Here is a 16928-nt window from a genome sequence, read left to right as displayed (position 1 = left end):
CTTCAGGTTCAGCCGGCATTCGCCGGGCCAGCATGGTCTGTGGTGATGATCGGTAGCCCATGAGGGCAGCTTGAGACCTCGTGTGGGTGGTGAATGAGGTCGTTTCAGGCGGCGGTCAGGCCGAACAGCCCGACGTACCACTGCCCGAGCGCAGCGCCGGCGAAGACCGCCGTCACAGCACCCAGGAGCATGAACGGGCCGAACGGGATGCGGGATCTCCGCCCCGCGCGCCCGAAGGCGACCAGGCCGATGCTGACCACACCTCCGACGAGGAAGGCGAGGAAGGCGCCGACGAGGAGTTCGGACCAGCCGAGCCAGCCCAGGTACAGTCCGAGGACACCGGCCAGCTTCACGTCGCCGAACCCCATCCCCCCCGGTCTGACCACGAACAGCGCGAAGTAGACGGCCAGGAGGGCGACGCCGCCGACCAGCGCACGTACCAGCGCGTACCAGTCGCCGGTTCCCAGACTTGCGACGAGAAGGAGGACCGAGGTGACGAGGTACGAGGGCAGCACGATGGCGTCGGGAAGCCGGTGGACGTCGAGGTCGATCGCCGACAGGGCGACGGCGATGGCCGTGAGGTAGAGGTAGGCCGGCAAGGCCCACGAGAGGCCGACCTGCCAAGCCACCGCCGCGAAGAGCAGGCCCGTGAGGAGCTCCACGACGGGGTAGCGCACGGAGATACCCGTCCCGCAGTGCCTGCACCTGCCGCGCAGCACCAGCCACGACAGGACGGGGACGTTGTCGCGGCGCAGGATCCCCCGGTCACATCCTGGACACCGGCTCGACGGTCTCACCACGCTTCGTCCTGCGGGAACGCGGTGCACGACGACGTTGAGGAACGACCCGACGGCGAGACCGAGGAGAGCGGACAGGGTGACCAGGAGGATCACCGCTGATCCTCGCTGAAGGAAGCCACCAACCAGGGGTCCGATGCCGGCTGGATGAACGACGGCGGCGGGGCCGACACCAGCTTCGCGTCGTACACGTAGTCTTTGATGTAACCGGTCGACCCCGACAGGGCCACCGCCCCGCGCTGCCGCTGGTAGATGCCGCCGAACACGGACAGCGTCCCCAGGGCCTGGCCCTTGTCGTAGTTCTGCACGGTGAAGGACCCGCCGACGGATAGCAGTGCCGCGTGGATGACGGGGTCGGTGATCGACCCGCTCAGGTTGGCGAACTGGGTCGCCGACCCCAGGCCGAAGTCCGGGGCGTCGTTCACGCAGGTGCCCGCACTGGCGCCGGCGCCGTTGGTGCACCCGACGGGGTGGTAGACCTCGACGTTGCCGGAGCCGGAGATCAGACCGAGGACGTCCGTCCCGGAGGCGCTCTGGCCGGCCGCGTACCGCACGTTGTTGGTCACGATGACGCGGTTGGCGCTGGCGATCGTGTACCGGCCCTTGACCGTGCCCTCGACGAAGGCGTCCCCGTCGCGGCAGGTGTACCGCGTGATGTCCCCCGTGACGGGGTAGAGGCCGAAGAGCTTCTGGGACGCCGCTCCCGATGCCGTCGGGTCGGTGCAGCCGCCGTTCCAGGAGTCGACGTAGATGACGCCGTTGGCCGGACCCGTCACCGTGCGCGTACCCGTTGCCAGGCCAGAACCGCAGGAGACGGAACTCGTGGTGGTCCGCGGACTCGTGACGTCGTACCTGCCGTCCGCACGCATGACGATCTTGGTGGGTCCGCTGTAGACGCAGCCGCCGGACGTGGCGACCTGCTTGAGCTGGTCGTTCGTCGGGGGCAGGTCGACGGCCTGCGTCGTGGTGGCCGGTGCCTGACCGTCGGGGTCGTACCCGGAAGCCGAGGAGGAGTCCCGCCACGGCGCGTTGGGGCGCGGAGCGGGCGAGTAGCTCGGCTGCCAGAACGAGAGGGCCTCCCCGTCGAACCGCGGCTTGCTGGAGCTGTTGCCACCCAGGTACAGGGCATCCTTGGAGTAGAGCTTGCCGCGGATGGCGTCGTTCGGGCCGAACTGGATCTCGCAGCTCCGGTTGATCGTCCACTGCCCCGCGTAGGCGCCTGAGTTCCAGTAGGCGGTCGCGGTCTCGGGCAGGGTCTTGGCCGAGAAGTTTGTGCTGCTGTCGCTGGCAGCACGACGGACAGAACCGGAGCCGTCGAAGTAGTAGTAGTTCCCGCACAGGGAGGCGTTGCCGATACCCGAGTACTCGAGCCTGGAGATGTAGCTGCTGCCGCTCGCGGTACTCGTCCCGAAGGCCGTGTTCGAGCCTTGGCGATCCAGGGTGATGGTCCGCTGCCCGTACCGCGACTCCATGATCGTCGGGGACGAGGACTCCTTGTCCGTGTAGTAGATGTAGCGCAGGAACCCCTCCTTGCGCAGGTCGACCGTGATGCGGCGGGTCTCCTCCTTGTACTCCCCCGTCACCTCCAGGCGGATGCCGCCGGAGGAGAGGGACGGGTCGGGGATGGAGACGAGCCGGTACCGGAAGCGACCGGCTCCCGCGGCGTCCGTCCCCGGAGTCGTCCCGTAGCCACCCGTGAGGGCGGGGCTGTCCGTGCTCGTGCCGCAGACCCGGCCGCCGGCGGGGACGATGCCGTTCTGGACGTTCCAGGCGTCGCGCCAGTACGTGTCGCAGGCGTTCAGGCGCATGACGAAATCGTCGACGCCCGCTTGGGCGGCCGACAGCGCGGCCTGGGAGTTCGCCGTGGCGCGAGCGGGCTTCGTGTTGGCGATGGCGATCGTGATGGTCGTCGCGACCGTGATGGCGATGACCAGCATCGCGATCATGACGAACGCGAGTGCGTACCCGCTGTCGTCGCGCAGGGAGAACCGGCGCACGTGTCACCCCACCTTGCTGACGAAGTCGACGTAGTTGCTGAAGGTTGCCGCGTCACCCGTCTCACCCACAGGGGGTGTCACGGCGAGCGAAACGCGGATCCCGACGACCGACTTGAGACCGGCCGGCGTCACCGAGCGGTCCGCAGCGCGCGGGACGGTGGAGCTGATCTGCTCGGCGTCGATGACGGTCGTGACGTCCGCGGCGGCAAAGGGCGTGAAGACGGCACCGTCGACGGCCTGGGCCCGGTGGGCGAGGACGCGCGTGGACGTGACGCTCGACGGGTACACCCAGTTGCCCGAGCGGTCACGGGTCGTGCTCTTCCACCGCTGCTCGACGAGCTTGCTGTCCTGTGGGTCGCTCGTGTCGAGCGTGATGCGGAAGAGGGTCGGTGCAGCGTCGGCGGCCCCCGAGGTGGTGGCGATGTTGGAGAGGTTGCCTCGGAAGACGACCTCCGTCGGGGTGATGCGGTCGAAGGCCGGTACGTCGACGCCGTCGCTGTTGGTGTACAGCGATGCGGTCCGCAGGACCGTCGTCGCCCCGTCCAGGGCGATCCGCGCCTGGGCCGCCCGGTCCTGCCGCCCGTCGGCCGAGCGCGTCGCGCGCAGCGCCTGGAGGACGGTGATCATGACGGCGGTGGCCATGACACTCGTGACGACCATCACGACGAGGAGCTCGACGAGGGTCACTCCCGCGTCGGACCGACCGGCGAGACGGTCGCGGACGCCGGCGAACCGGGCGTTGAGAGCACGCATCATCGGGCGAGCACCGCCACGGAGTAGGTCTGGCCGGGCTGGACGGTGACGAGGACGCGGTAGGCGTCGTTGGTCTCCCCGGGGTTCTGCGCGATGTACCACCGGCCGGGCGGCAGGGCCATCTTCGCCGGTGTGCCGTCACCGCCCGTCGCCGTCGGGAAGGTGTATCGCTCGCTGGTGAGATCGGCGTTTGTCGCGGTGAGCGTCCGGACGGCGTTGGACCCCAGGACGCCGGAGACGAGCGTCCCCGCGGTGGCCGCCACTCCCCCGAAGGCGGGTGCCGCGGCGACGGTGGTCTGGCCGGGAGTGGCCTGGACCGACGTCTGCGCGCGGGTGCAGGCGGTTCCGCACGCCCCGGAGGACAGCTGGTAGGTCGAGGCGAAGGGGAAGAGGCCCCTTGCAGTCCAGGTCGCCCCCGACGCCGTCGTCGACAGGGACGCGCACGGGGTGTTCCCGCACCCGGGCAGGGTGAGTGACCCGCTGGTCAAGTTGGAGTTGAAGAGGCTCAGCGGGACGTTCGAGGGCACCGGGTACCCTGCGGGCGCGCTCGCGCTGACGGTCAGCAAGGCCGCACCGTCCCAGACGAAGCCGGGGTCCTTGGTCACGGTGCGGGCGACGACGACGTTCGCCTTGCTGACGCTGGCCAGGTGCTGGTTGTTCACGAAACCCGCCTGCGTGAGGGTGCCGGTGTAGTCGGTCCCCGCGTCCAGGTTGGAGAACACGACGCACCCGTCGGCGCGCGTCGTCGACGTCTTGACCAGGGTGCCGCCCTTGCGCAGGGCGATGGGGGCACCGGCCGCGGGGGTGCCGTTGCGGTCCACAACCTTGTAGGTCAAGGTCCCTTTGGTCGCGCTGGAACCGGTCACGGGGAGGGTGCGGTAGGTGTCGGACCGCACCGGGGTGGCGTCCCCCATGCCGTCCCAGGTCACGATGACCGTCACACGCTTGACGGCCTCGGCGCCGGAGGCGCCGTCGCAGGCCGACCCGCCGACGTCGACCGTCTGGGAATCGACCGTCTGCGTCACACGGTACCTAAGCGATCCCCGCTGCACGTCGTAGGTGGTGCCGGCCAGGGCGCTGACGTCCCCGCTGCGGACGAGGTCGATCTGCCGCGCCGCGAGGTTGGCGGCCTGCACCCGGCCCTCGTTGGTCGCCGCGGTCCGCAGCGCCACCATGAGGGCCGCCGTCACCGCGGTGCCGATCGCGAGGAAGATGGCGGAGGCGACGATGACCTCGACGAGGGTGAACCCCTCGTCCGCGCTCTGCTCGCCCTTCGTGTGCACGACTCGTCCTCCTCCTCGGTGTCCAGCGGTGGTCGTGCAGAACGGGGGAGGTCCGAAGACCTCCCCCGTTCGTCTGTCAGATCAGGCGCAAGCACCCTTGGCCGGGCTGCCGACCGAGCTCTTGAAGTTCCAGGTCGCGTCGGCGCCCTGGAGCTTCTTGCTGACGATCTGGATGCAGTAGCCGGTCGTCGAAGCGCCCACGACCGTCGGGTTGTTGTTCGTCTCAGTAGAGATCTTGAAGGCGTTGTCCGCGCCAGGACCACCCACGTAAGTACCGTTGTCGCCGAAGTACGTCTCCATGTTGGTGGCGGCGTTGCGCAGGTCGGACTGGGCCGCGCGGGTCCACGCCTTCTCACGCTGGTTGAGGAACGTCGGGATGGCGATGGCCGCCAGGATGCCGATGATGACGATGACGACGAGGAGCTCGATCAGGGTGAACCCCTGGTCCTTCTCCTGCATGGCCTTGCGGATGCGAGCGAGCATTTCGATGCTCCCTTTCGTGAGTCCCGAGCCGCTCGCGGGTCGCGCACCGAGTCGGTGTGGGCGGCTCTTGTACTGAGTTCTTCGGTCCTCTGCACGACCAGCTTGAGCAGGTCCTCACAGCGTCACCCGCCTGGATCAACGCCGAGGGCCGGCTACGACGACAGCCCGCGAGCACAGGTGCTCACGGGCCGTGGACGCGACGCGGTGGAACTACTTGATCTGGTCCATGATCTTGAACATCGGCATATACAGCGCGATGACCATCGAGCCGATGATGCCGCCCAGCACCGCGATCATCAGTGGTTCCAATAGCGCGGTGAGGCTCTCGGTCATGGTCTCGACCTCGTCGTCGTAGAACTCCGAGATCTTCTCCAGCATGGCGTCGATGGCACCGGTGTCCTCACCGACGGCCATCATCTGTACCATCATCGACGGGAATACCTTGTGCTTGGAGAGCGGGCCGGTGAGGGACTCACCGTTGCGGACGCTCTCCTGGACGTCCCGGATGCCCCGGGTCAAGGTGATGTTGCCCGTGGTCTCGGCGACGATGTCGAGGGCTTGCAGGATGGGGACACCGGCCGCCAGCATCGTGCTCATGTTGCGGGCGAAGCGGCTGAGCGCCACCTTCTGGAACAGCATCCCGAAGACCGGGATCTTCAGCTTCAAGGGGTCGACGAACCCCCGGACGTCGTCACGGTTCTTGATGCGGGTCCAGACGAACCCGGACGAGACGACCAGCACCACCACGAGCGGGGCGACCCACACCATCTGCTCGCTCAGGAAGACCAGGACCAGGGTCGGGCCGGGCAGGGTTCCCCCCAGCGAGGAGAACATCTCCTTGAAGACCGGGACGACGAACATCAGCATCCCGAACACCGCCAGGACCGCCATGATGAGGACCACGACCGGGTACGTCATGGCCGACTTGATCTTGCCGCGGAGCTTGACCTCGGACTCGTAGTTCGCTGCGATGCGCAGCAGGACCCCGTCGAGGAAACCGCCGACCTCACCGGCGCGGATCATGTTCGTCATCAGCGGGGGGAAGACCCGCGGCCGCTTGGCCATCGACGTCGAGAGGGCTGCTCCCGCCTCGACCTCGCCACGGACCTCGGTCAGCACCTGGCCGAGCTTCTTGCTCTCCGTCTGCTCGGCCAGGATGCCCAGCGCCCGGATGAGCGTAAGCCCCGAGGCCACCATGGTGGCGAACTGCCGCGACATGATGGCCAGGTCCTTCATCTTGACCTTGCCCGAGCCGGGGAGGTTGATCTCCATCTGCAGGCCCTGACCGGCCTTCGACTCGTTGACGCTGACGGGCACGAGACCCATCGTCTTGAGCCGTTGGAGGACAGCGGCTTGGTCCGTGGCCTCCAGCGTCCCCGAGACCAGCTTGCCGCTCCTGTCCCGCACGGAGTAGTCGAAGGTCTTCGCCTTCGTCACAGTCGCCACGTCGCTCTCCCTCTCAGACGCGCCCGGTCAGGCGGCGGTATTCCTCGGCGGCGGAGCACTTCTCCAGGCCGTGTTCGAACGTGATCTGGCGGGTGCGCACGAGGTCGGCCAGGTGCTGGTCGAGCGTGTGCATGCCGTACTGCGCGCCGGCCTGCATGGCCGAGCCGATCTGGTGGGTCTTGCCCTCGCGGATGAGGTTGCGGATGGCGGGGGTGGCGACCATGACCTCGGTGGCGACGACGCGACCGCGGCCGTCGGCGCGCTTGCACAGCGTCTGGCAGACGACGCCCTGGATGGCGCCGGCGAGCTGGGTGCGGATCTGGGTCTGCTGGTGCGGGGGGAACACGTCGATGACGCGGTCGATGGTGGAGGCGGCGCTCTGGGTGTGCAGGGTGCCGAACACGAGGTGACCGGTCTCGGCGGCGGTGAGGGCGACGGAGATGGTCTCCAGGTCGCGCATCTCACCGACGAGGATGATGTCGGGGTCCTGGCGCAGCACGTGCTTGAGCGCGTTGGCGAAGGACTTGGTGTCCTCCCCCACCTCGCGCTGGTTGACGATGCAGCTCTTGTGGCGGTGGAGGAACTCGATGGGGTCCTCGACCGTCATGATGTGGTCCTTGCGGGTGCGGTTGGCGAGGTCGACGATCGAGGCGAGCGTCGTCGACTTCCCCGAACCGGTCGGGCCGGTGACGAGGACGAAACCGCGCTGCAGCCCGGCGAAGGACCCGACGACGGGCGGGACGCCGAGGTCCTCCAACGGTTTGATCTCGAAGGGGATGCGGCGGAAGGCGACACCGACGGACTCGCGCTGGCGGTAGACGTTGACGCGGAAGCGGGAGTGCCCGGGCACCTGGTAGGCGAAGTCGAGTTCTAGGTTCGCCTCGAACACCTCGCGCTGCTTCTGGGTGAGGACGGCGTAGACCGCCTCCTGCAACGTCTTGGACACCATCTTCGGGAACTCGTCCAGCGCGGTCATCTCACCGGACAGGCGCACCGTGGGGTGGGCGCCGGAGGTGAGGTGGATGTCGGAGGCGCCCAGTTCGAGGGCGCGGACGAGCACGTCGTTGACGCGGACGGGGACCGCGACGTCGTCGCCTCCGCTCGTGACGAGCGCCGGTGCCTGGTGGGCCTCGACCTCGGGGGCGAGCTGGGCCACCGACGGCGGGGCGGGGACGTGCTGGACGGGCACCTGCTGGACGGGCACCTGCTGGACGGGCACCTGCTGGACGGACGCGGGGGGCGCGAGCTGGAACCCCTGCGGCGCCGGGGGCTGGGCGGGGGCCGCGATGACGGCCTGGTCGCTCTCCAGCTGCTTGAGCAGGGCGCTGATGTTTGGGCGCGCCGAGGGCACGCCGTCCGCCCCCGCCGGCCGGAGGTTCGCCGGGACGTACGGCTCCACGGGCTGCCCGCCCTGACCAGCGTTGTCCATCTCGCTCCCCACAGCCCGACCTCGAGCACGACGGGGCGCACGGCCGTCTGCCGGCGCTCTGCAGTGCTCATCGGCGGCCCCCCGGAGCCGCTTGAGGCGGTGGACCGCACCGTGACCCGAACGGGTGCGCGGGGCGGACCCCGGCACCGACCACGCCCGACGACCCCGTCCGGGAACCCCCGGACCGCGGGCTCCCAGGAAGAGGAGGGACAGTGGGCCCGTGACCGACCAGGACCTGCTCACCCCCACCTCCCCCTCCCGCACCCCCGGCGGCTGGCTCGGCTGGGTGGCCGCGGTCGTGGGGATCGGCGCCGTGGGGGTCCTCGTCTACGTCGCGACGCTCCTCGTCGGCTCGGCCCGGGACGCCCGCGCCATCGACGAGGCGTCGAGGAACCTGCCCGCCGTGGGGACCTACGAGCTGGCCGGCAGCGTCCCGGCCGAGCAGCTCACGCAGGAACCGTCCGAGCAGTGGTCCCTGACGGCCACGGAGGCCGAGGTCGGCCAGGACGAGGTCCGGGTCCACCTGACGTGGACGAACGTCTCGCGCCAGAGCGTGACGTGGGCCTGCCCGGGCCCGGTGGACCTGACGCGGTGGCGGAGCACCTCGGTCCGCCTGTCCGGGGCCGGGGCGGGCGCGAGCAGCGGGCACTGCACGCGCGACCAGCCGGGCGCGCAGGAGGTCGCACCGGGCGGGTCGGTCCAGGACTGGGAGGCCTTCCCCCGCGACAGCGCGTTCGGGGCCGGGCCGGCGAGGATCACCGCGCAGGTCACCCGCCCCTCCGACGACGCAGCCGGCAACGGCCTCGGCGGCGGCGCGGTCGACGACACCCCGGACGTCACCTTCACCCTGGACCTCGCGCGGGCGGCGTTCACCGCGAGGTGATCCTCAGGCGCGGGCGCGGTCGGCCAGCGCCGCGAGACCGGCCGCGCGCATGGCCTCCACGGGACCGGCCCGGCCCGTCATCAGCTCCACCTGGGCGACGGCCTGGTGCAGGAGCATCTCGAACCCGCCGACGACGGGCCCGCCCCAGCGCTGGGCCAGCGGTGTCGGCCACGGCGCGTAGACGACGTCGAGCAGCAGCGGCCACCACACCGGCCGGAACGCCCCGAGCAGCTCGTCGGCCGTGGCCGCCGAGGCGCCGATGGGCACGGTGGACACGACGACGTCCGCCGTCAGCGCGACGGGCAGCTCGGACCAGTCGCGGACCTCGACCTCCCCGCCGAGGCGGGCCGCGACCCCGCGCAGCTCCGCGGCGCGGTCCGGGGAGCGCACGACGACGACGGGCCGGGGGCACCCGGCCCGCAGCAGCGCGACGACCGCCGAGCGCGCGGTCGCACCGCCCCCGAGGACGACCCCGCGGGCGATGCGCCCGGCGCCCGCCTCGGCCAGGGCCGTCACCAATCCGGTGACGTCGGTGTTCTCGGCGCGCAACCGGACCCCCCGCCGGCCCGGGGTGTCGCGCCGGTCCGGGCGCGGGGTGACGACCACGGTGTTGACGGACCCGACGGCGCGGGCGAAGTCGCTGACCTCGTCGACGAGCGGGACGACGGCCTGCTTCAACGGCATCGTCAGGCTCAGCCCCGCCCACGTGGCGTCCAGCGCCCCGATCACGCCCGGGAGCCGTTCCTCGTCGACCTCCAGGAGGTCGTAGCTCCAGCCGGTGAGCCCGAGCGCCTCGTACGCGGCGCGGTGCAGCGCCGGGGAGAGCGAGTGCGCGATGGGCGACCCGCAGACCGCCGCCCTCACTGCTCCGGGTGCTCCCTCAGGTACTGCTGGAAGAGGGCCACGTTCGCGTTGTGCTCGGCGATGGTCGTCGCGAAGCGCGTCTCCCCCGTCTGCAGGTTCACCGTCACGAAGAACAGCCACGGCCCGTCCGCGGGGTTCAGCGCCGCCTGCAGCGCGGCCTCACCGGGGTTGCTGATGGGGCCGGCGGGCAGACCGGGGTGCAGGTACGTGTTGTACGGGGAGTCCGTGGCGCGCTGCTCGGCCGTCGTGGTGACCTTGCCCGTCGCGCCCGCGGCGTAGCTGACGGTCGAGTCCAGCTGCAGCGGCATCCCGATGGCCATCCGGTTGGCCAGGACGCGGGTCACCTTGGCCATGTCCTCGGCGCTGCGCGCCTCCTTCTGCGCGATGCTCGCCTCGACGACGACGTCGTGCACCCGCTCGGGCGGGACGCCCAGGTTCGCCAGGACGGTGTTCGCCTGCGTGACCATGGCCTTGAGGACGTCCGCCGCGCTCTCCCCGGGGTTGACGGAGTACGTGGCCGGGAAGAGGTACCCCTCGGCGTTGCCGTTCGCGGCGGCCGGCAGCCCCAACGCGGCCGGGTCGGCCACGGCCGCTTCCAGGTCGGCCGCGGGCACGCCGGTCGTCTTCTCCACCAGCGCCAGGACCTGCGGGACGGTCAGCCCCTCGGGCACGGTGAGCCGGGTCGTGACCTTGGCCGCGGGGTCGAGCAGGAGCGCGACGGCGGCGGCGGCCGACATGTGCTCCTTGAGGCGGTAGGTGCCGGGCTGGATGCCGGCCGTCTCGGGCTGGGCCCGGGCGGCGGTGACGAAGGCGCTGCTGGACTTCACGACGCCCGCGTCGGCGAGGGTGCGACCGATGGCGCGGCCGCTGTCGCCGGCGACGACGCGCACGTCGACGGAGCCGGTGCCGGACCCCTCCCAGTCGTCGCTCTCGGTGAAGCCGGCGACGACGGGACCGAGGGTGCCCCAGGCCGCCCAGGTGCCGCCGCCGATGACGGCGAGCGCGACGACGAGGGCGACGAGGGCGCGACGGCGGCGCCGCCCGCGCCGGCGGGAGTCCCCGCTGTGCGTCCCGGGAAGATCCATCAGGTCCATCATCAGCCCCTGCCCTCCGTGGCGTCGGGTCTCGACGTCCGTGTCACTGCCGGTGTCACTACCGGTGCCCCTACCCGTGTCACTGCCCGCGCCCGGCCCCGCGGTGCCGCGGTTTGCGGCCGGTCCTCGGTCCTTCCACCACCCGTCCCGGGGTGTGCCCGGCACGCTCCGCGTCGAGCGCCGCCTGCAGCAGGACCACGGCGGCCGCCTGGTCGACGATCGCCCGGAACTGCTTCTCCTTCTTCCCGGCCGCGTGCAGGGCCCGGTGGGCGTCCACGGTGCTGAGCCGTTCGTCCACGAGCCGGACGCTCACGCCGGGGACGGACCGCCTGATCTTGTCGGCGTACGCGAGCGCGCGCAAGGCCGCGGGCCCCTCGGACCCGTCCAGCGACAGGGGCCAGCCCACGACGACCTCCACGGCGTCGCGCTCGAGCGCCTCCGCGGCGACCTCGGCCACGTCGGCGTCGTGCTCGGCGTCGCGGACGAGGGTCCGCAGCGGTGAGGCGATCACGCCAGCAGGGTCGCACGCCGCCAGGCCCACCCGGACGCTGCCGACGTCGACGGCGAGTCGGACGCCCGGTCTCACCGCGAGGTCACCACCGGCTGCTCACACCCGGGGAGGCGCCTCACACCGAGCCCGTGACCCGCGCGCCGACGAAGTCGCCGATCGCGGTGAGCGCCGCGCCCACCTTCGAGACGTCCTGGCCGCCGCCCTGCGCGAGGTCGTCCTTGCCGCCGCCGCCCCCGCCGAGGGTCTGGGCCGCGGTGCGGACCAGCTCACCGGCCTTGACGCCCCAGCGGCGCGCCTCGGCGTTGGTGGCCACCACGACGACGGGCCGGTCCTTGGCGACGCCGGTGACGGCGACGACGACGGGGCGTTCCTCGCCCAGGCGGGAACGGACGTCGAGGACGAGGGTGCGCACGTCGTCGGCGGTGGCGGCGCCGGCGTCGTGGGTGACGACCTGGACGCCGAACTTGTCGGCCGGGTTCGCCGCGATGGTCGGGGCGAGGGCCAGGACCTGCCCGGCGCGCAGCGCGGAGATCTCCTTCTCGGCGTTCGACAGGCGGGTCAGCAGCGTGCCGATCCGGTCGGGCAGCTCCTCCGGGCGCGCCTTGACGACGTCGGTGAGCTGGTTGACCAGGAGGTGCTCGCGGGTGAGGAAGTCGAACGCGTCGGCGCCCACGAGGGCCTCGATGCGGCGCGCGCCGGAGCCGATGGAGCTCTCGGACAGGACGGTGACGAGCCCGACCTGCTGGGAGGAGAGCGTGTGCGTGCCCCCGCACAGCTCCTTGGACCAGTCCTCACCGATGGAGACGACGCGCACGCGGTCGCCGTACTTCTCCCCGAACAGGGCCATCGCGCCGGAGCTCAGGGCCGCGTCGCGGTCCATGACCTCGGCGGCGACGGGCAGGTCGTCGTGGATGCGCTCGTTGACGACGCCCTCGATGTCGCGGACGACCTGACCGGCGACCTGGGTCGTGGAGGAGTAGTCGAAGCGCAGCCGGCCCGGCGCGTTCTGCGACCCGGCCTGGGTGGCGCCGTCGCCGAGGTGCTCGCGCACGACCTGGTGGACGAGGTGGGTGGCGGTGTGCGCGCGGCTGACCGAGCGCCGGCGGGCGGCGTCGACGACGGCGTGGACGGCGTCACCGGCGACGAGCTCGCCGCTGGTGACGGACCCCTTGTGCACGTACAGGCCCCGCACGGGCTGCTGCACGTCGGTCACGGTGACGACGGCACCGCCGGAGGTGGTGAGGGTGCCGTGGTCGGCGAGCTGGCCGCCGCCCTCGGCGTAGAACGGGGTGCGGTCCAGGACGACCTCGACGTCGGTGCCCACGGGCGCGGACGGGGTGCTCACCCCGCCCTGCAGGACGACGGCGACGCGGGCCTCGCCGGAGGCGACCTCGTACCCGGTGAAGGTGACGGGTGCGGGCAGGCTCTCCAGCGTCGAGCGGTAGACGGTCAGGTCCACCCCGCCGGTCTTCTTGGCCCTGGCGTCGGCCTTGGCGCGGCCGACCTGCTCGGCCATGAGGGTGCGGAACCCGGCCTCGTCGACGTCCACGCCGGCCTCGGCCGCCATCTCCAGCGTCAGGTCGATCGGGAACCCGTAGGTGTCGTGCAGGGCGAACGCCCGCTCGCCGGACAGCGTCGACCCACCGGCCGACGTCGTCTCGCGCACGGCGGTCTCGAAGATCGCGGTGCCCGAGACGAGGGTGCGGCGGAACGCCTGCTCCTCGGCGTAGGCGACCTTCGCGATGCGGTCGAAGTCGGTGCGCAGCTCGGGGTAGGAGGCGCTCATGACCTCCATGGAGGCCGGCAGCAGGATCGGCAGCGCCTCGTCCTCGAAGCCCAGCAGGCGCATCGCGCGCACGGCGCGGCGGATGAGGCGGCGCAGGACGTACCCGGCGCCCTCGTTGCCGGGGGTGACCCCGTCGCCGATGAGCATGAGGGCGCTGCGGACGTGGTCGGCGACGACGCGCATGCGGACGTCGTCGTCGTGGTTCGCGCCGTAGTCCTTCTCGGCCGCGAGCGCCGCGTAGTCCAGCACGGGCCGGACCTCGTCGATCTCGTACATGTTGTCGACGCCCTGCTTGAGGAACGCGACGCGCTCCAGGCCCATGCCGGTGTCGATGTTCTTGGCGGGCAGCTCACCGGCGACGTCGAAGTCCGTCTTCGAGCGCACCGCGGAGAGCTGGTACTGCATGAAGACGAGGTTCCAGATCTCGATGTAGCGGTCCTCGTCGGCCTCCGGGCCGCCCTCGGCGCCGTACTCGGGGCCGCGGTCGTAGTAGATCTCCGAGCAGGGGCCGCCGGGGCCGGGCTGTCCGGTGTTCCAGTAGTTGTCCTTCTTCCCGCGGCGCTGGATGCGCTCGGCGGGCATCCCGGTCTGCCGCCAGAGCTGGAAGGCCTCGTCGTCGTCGAGGTAGACCGTCGTCCAGAGGCGCTCGGGGTCGAAGCCGAGACCGCCGCCCGACTCGGGGGTGGTCAGCAGCTCCCAGGCGAAGGCGATGGCGTCGCGCTTGAAGTAGTCGCCGAAGGAGAAGTTGCCGTTCATCTGGAAGAACGTGCCGTGGCGGGTGGTCTTGCCGACCTCCTCGATGTCGAGGGTCCGCAGGCACTTCTGCACGCTGGTGGCCCGCCGGTAGGGGGCGGGGACCTGCGCGGTGAGGTAGGGGATGAACGGCACCATCCCGGCCACGGTGAACATGAGGCTGGGGTCGGTCGAGACCAGCGAGGCGCTCGGGACGACGGTGTGGCCCTTGCGCTCGAAGAAGTCGAGCCACCGGCGACGGATCTCTGCCGTCTGCATCGGACGTGCCTCCTGCTCTGGGTGGTGCCCCGCCTGGTGCCGGGGTGGTGCCGGGGTGGTCGTGCCGTGGCGTTCAGCCCTCGACCCTACCCGTCCGGGTGCGGGCGGTGGTGCGCGCGGGCCCGGACGTGCGCCCGGGGCCGGGGGCTGCTGCGATGACCGTCCCGGCCCCCTCCGGGACCCCGTCCCCGAACAGTGAGGACCCACCGTGCCCAGCGCGCGCACCCGACCCGACCCGCACGACCCGCACGACCCGCACGACTCGCACGACTCGCACGGCAGGGGTCTGGCGGCCCCGCACGCCTGGGCGGTGCGCGAGGGTCCGCTGGACCCGGAGCGGCTCGCGCAGGTGGAGTCGCTGTTCACCCTGTCCAACGGCCGGTGCGGGGTGCGCGGGTCGCTGGAGGAGGGCGACCCGCACGGCACTCCGGGGACCTACCTCAGCGGGGCCTTCGAGCTGTGGCCGCTGACCTACCCGGAGTACAGCTACGGCTACCCCACCGTGCAGGAGCGCCTGGTGCCGGTGCTGGACCCGACCCGGGTGGAGCTGCTCGTCGCCGGTGAGCCGCTGGACGTGCGCACCGGGGAGCTCACCGAGCACGAGCGGGTGCTGGACCTGCGCAGCGGGACCCTGCACCGGCACCTGCGCTGGACGTCCCCGGCCGGGCACCGCGTCGTCGTGGGCTCGCAGCGGCTCGTCCCGCTGGAACGGCCCGGCCTGGTCGCCCTGGAGTACACCGTCCGCGCCGACGGGGCCCCGGTGGACGTCGAGGTGCGCTCGGCGGTCCTGGCGAGCGAGCACCTGCACGAGGCGGTCGCCGACACGGGCTCGGGGGCCGAGCACCACGGCGGGCGGTTGCGCCAGCGGACCGACGGGTCCGGCCTGGCCGTCGCCGCGCACGTCGAGCACGACGTGCTGGCCCCGGCGACCGCCGACGTGCGCAGCCACGCCCTGCCCGACCGGGTGGTCACCACGGTCCGCACCCGCCTGGAGGCCGGGGAGCTGCTGCGCCTGCGCAAGGTCGTCTCGCTCGGGTGGGCTCCCCAGTTCGAACGGGACGACCTCGGGACGCGGCTGGCGGGGCTGCTGGCCGACGGGGTCCGGACGGGCTGGGAGGGTCTGGTCCGGGAGCAGCGGGCGGTGCTCGACGACTTCTGGGCGCACGCCGACGTGGAGGTCGACGGGGACGACGACCTCCAGCAGGCGGCGCGGTTCGCCCTCTTCCACGTCTTCCAGGCGGCCGCCCAGGGCACCGACCGGGGCATCCCGGCCAAGGGGCTGACCGGTACCGGGTACGACGGGCACACCTTCTGGGACACCGAGGTCTTCGTGCTGCCCGTGCTCAACCACGTGTGGCCGCAGGCGGCCGCAGAGGCGTTGCGCTGGCGCCACCACATGCTGCCCGCCGCCCGCGAGCGCGCCCGCGAGCTCGGCCTGGCGGGCGCGAGCTTCCCCTGGCGCACGATCACCGGGCGGGAGAGCTCGGGGTACTGGCCGGCGGGCACCGCGGCGGTGCACCTGGGCGCGGACGTCGCCGACGCCGCCGTGCGCCACCTGCACGCCACCGGCGACGAGGAGCTCGCCCGGGAGGCCCTGGTGGACCTGGTCGTCGAGACGGCGCGGACGTGGGTCGTGCTGGGGCGCGAGGACTCCGACGGCCGGTTCCACGTCGACGGCGTGACCGGGCCGGACGAGTACAGCGCCCTGGTGGACGACAACGCCTACACCAACCTCATGGCCCAGGCCAACCTGCGCTCGGCGGTGGAGCTGACCAAGCGGTTCCCGGCCCAGGCCGAGGCGCTGGGGGTCGACGACGCCGAGCTCGCCGAGTTCACCCGGCTCGCCGACGCCGTCCACCTGCCCCGCGACCCGGCGACCGGGGTGCCGGCCCAGGACGGGGGCGCCAGGCAGCGCAAGCGGTGGGACTTCGCCGGCACCCGGCCCGACCAGTACCCGCTGGCCGACTCCTTCCCCTACTTCAGCCTCTACCGCCGGCAGGTCGTGAAGCAGGCCGACCTCGTCCTGGCGCTGTACCTGCGCCCGGAGGCGTTCACCTGGGAGGAGAAGCGCGACGCCTTCGAGCACGCCGAGGGCGTGACCGTCCGCGACTCCTCCCTGTCGGCGGCGGTGCAGGCCGTCGTGGCCGCGGAGGTCGGGCACCTGGGCCTGGCGGCCGAGTACGTCCACGAGGCCGCCTTCGTGGACCTGCACGACCTGCGCGGCAAGACCGCGGACGGGCTGCACATCGCCTCCCTGGCGGGGGCCTGGCTGGCGCTGGTGGCCGGGTACGGCGGGATGCGCGACGGCGGTGGGGAGCTGTCCTTCGCCCCCCGCCTGCCGGACGGCCTGTCCGGTCTGCGGTTCCGCACCCGGCACCGGGGGTCGTGCCTGGAGGTCCGGGTGCACGGGGACCGGGCCGACTACCGCCTCCTCGACGGTGGCCCGGTGCACCTGCGCCACCACGGCCGGGAGTTCACGATCGCCCGCGACGAGCCCGTCACCCTGCCCGTGCCGTCCCTGGACCCGGAGGTGGTGGCGCGACCACGACCGGAACAGCCGGCGCACCGCGGCCCGCGGCGGCGCCGCTGAC

At 71.8% G+C, this 16928-nt stretch carries 13 protein-coding genes; 2 read left to right on the top strand and 11 right to left on the bottom strand.

Features of this window, described 5'->3' with window-relative positions:
- Window positions 1-104 precede the first annotated feature (104 nt).
- The 7 genes from AB2L28_RS12000 to AB2L28_RS11970 form a co-directional block, all read right to left on the bottom strand.
- Entirely contained in the window at window positions 105-893 is a 789-nt protein-coding gene (locus AB2L28_RS12000; protein ID WP_370719081.1) for a prepilin peptidase, read from the bottom strand.
- Complete coding sequence (locus tag AB2L28_RS11995) at window positions 890-2794, bottom strand: hypothetical protein (RefSeq protein WP_370719079.1); 1905 nt, start codon at window positions 2792-2794, stop codon at window positions 890-892. The genes AB2L28_RS12000 and AB2L28_RS11995 overlap by 4 nt, the downstream gene beginning before the upstream one ends.
- Window positions 2795-2797: 3 nt before the next feature.
- A complete protein-coding gene (locus AB2L28_RS11990; RefSeq protein ID WP_370719078.1) occupies window positions 2798-3550 on the bottom strand; it encodes a prepilin-type N-terminal cleavage/methylation domain-containing protein in 753 nt (250 codons plus the stop codon).
- Window positions 3547-4830 (bottom strand): prepilin-type N-terminal cleavage/methylation domain-containing protein, encoded by a 1284-nt coding sequence (locus AB2L28_RS11985; protein WP_370719076.1) that lies wholly within the window; start codon window positions 4828-4830, stop codon window positions 3547-3549. Before AB2L28_RS11985 ends, AB2L28_RS11990 begins: the two co-directional genes overlap by 4 nt.
- A gap of 81 nt (window positions 4831-4911) precedes the next feature.
- Entirely contained in the window at window positions 4912-5313 is a 402-nt protein-coding gene (locus AB2L28_RS11980; protein WP_370719075.1) for a type IV pilin protein, read from the bottom strand.
- A gap of 210 nt (window positions 5314-5523) precedes the next feature.
- Window positions 5524-6759 carry a type II secretion system F family protein gene (locus AB2L28_RS11975; RefSeq protein WP_370719074.1) on the bottom strand — a complete coding sequence of 412 codons (1236 nt, stop codon included), beginning with the start codon at window positions 6757-6759 and terminating at the stop codon, window positions 5524-5526.
- A 13-nt stretch (window positions 6760-6772) separates the two neighbouring features.
- Entirely contained in the window at window positions 6773-8188 is a 1416-nt protein-coding gene (locus AB2L28_RS11970; RefSeq protein ID WP_370719072.1) for a type IV pilus twitching motility protein PilT, read from the bottom strand.
- A gap of 220 nt (window positions 8189-8408) precedes the next feature.
- Between AB2L28_RS11970 and AB2L28_RS11965 the strand changes: the two genes are divergently transcribed.
- Window positions 8409-9071, top strand: a complete 663-nt coding sequence (locus AB2L28_RS11965; protein WP_370719070.1) for a hypothetical protein — start codon at window positions 8409-8411, stop codon at window positions 9069-9071.
- A 3-nt stretch (window positions 9072-9074) separates the two neighbouring features.
- Here the strand turns inward: AB2L28_RS11965 and AB2L28_RS11960 are convergent, their stop codons facing one another.
- The 4 genes from AB2L28_RS11960 to alaS form a co-directional block, all read right to left on the bottom strand.
- The gene (locus tag AB2L28_RS11960; protein WP_370719068.1) at window positions 9075-9935 is read right to left on the bottom strand and encodes a shikimate dehydrogenase; all 861 of its coding nucleotides are present in this window, start codon (window positions 9933-9935) and stop codon (window positions 9075-9077) included.
- The gene (gene mltG, locus AB2L28_RS11955; protein WP_370719067.1) at window positions 9932-11020 is read right to left on the bottom strand and encodes an endolytic transglycosylase MltG; all 1089 of its coding nucleotides are present in this window, start codon (window positions 11018-11020) and stop codon (window positions 9932-9934) included. Before mltG ends, AB2L28_RS11960 begins: the two co-directional genes overlap by 4 nt.
- Window positions 11021-11108: 88 nt before the next feature.
- A complete protein-coding gene (ruvX, locus tag AB2L28_RS11950; protein ID WP_370719066.1) occupies window positions 11109-11540 on the bottom strand; it encodes a Holliday junction resolvase RuvX in 432 nt (143 codons plus the stop codon).
- A 115-nt stretch (window positions 11541-11655) separates the two neighbouring features.
- Complete coding sequence (gene alaS / locus AB2L28_RS11945; protein WP_370719064.1) at window positions 11656-14337, bottom strand: alanine--tRNA ligase; 2682 nt, start codon at window positions 14335-14337, stop codon at window positions 11656-11658.
- 208 nt (window positions 14338-14545) lie between these two features.
- On the opposite strand from alaS, the gene AB2L28_RS11940 reads away from it, so the two are divergent.
- The gene (locus tag AB2L28_RS11940; protein ID WP_370719062.1) at window positions 14546-16927 is read left to right on the top strand and encodes a glycoside hydrolase family 65 protein; all 2382 of its coding nucleotides are present in this window, start codon (window positions 14546-14548) and stop codon (window positions 16925-16927) included.
- The last annotated feature ends 1 nt before the right edge of the window (window position 16928 follow it).

Origin of the sequence: Kineococcus mangrovi (assembly GCF_041320705.1) — a bacterium.
GTDB lineage: Bacteria > Actinomycetota > Actinomycetes > Actinomycetales > Kineococcaceae > Kineococcus > Kineococcus mangrovi.
This window is presented reverse-complemented; position numbering and strand designations above follow the sequence as displayed.

Bases quoted from the DNA above. Each gene is read 5' to 3' on its own strand.
- AB2L28_RS11980 (WP_370719075.1), bottom strand. From the start codon at position 5,313: ATGCTCGCTCGCATCCGCAAGGCCATGCAGGAGAAGGACCAGGGGTTC.
- alaS (WP_370719064.1), bottom strand. From the start codon at position 14,337: ATGCAGACGGCAGAGATCCGTCGCCGGTGGCTCGACTTCTTCGAGCGC.
- mltG (WP_370719067.1), bottom strand. From the start codon at position 11,020: ATGGATCTTCCCGGGACGCACAGCGGGGACTCCCGCCGGCGCGGGCGG.
- AB2L28_RS11970 (WP_370719072.1), bottom strand. From the start codon at position 8,188: ATGGACAACGCTGGTCAGGGCGGGCAGCCCGTGGAGCCGTACGTCCCG.
- AB2L28_RS11990 (WP_370719078.1), bottom strand. From the start codon at position 3,550: ATGATGCGTGCTCTCAACGCCCGGTTCGCCGGCGTCCGCGACCGTCTC.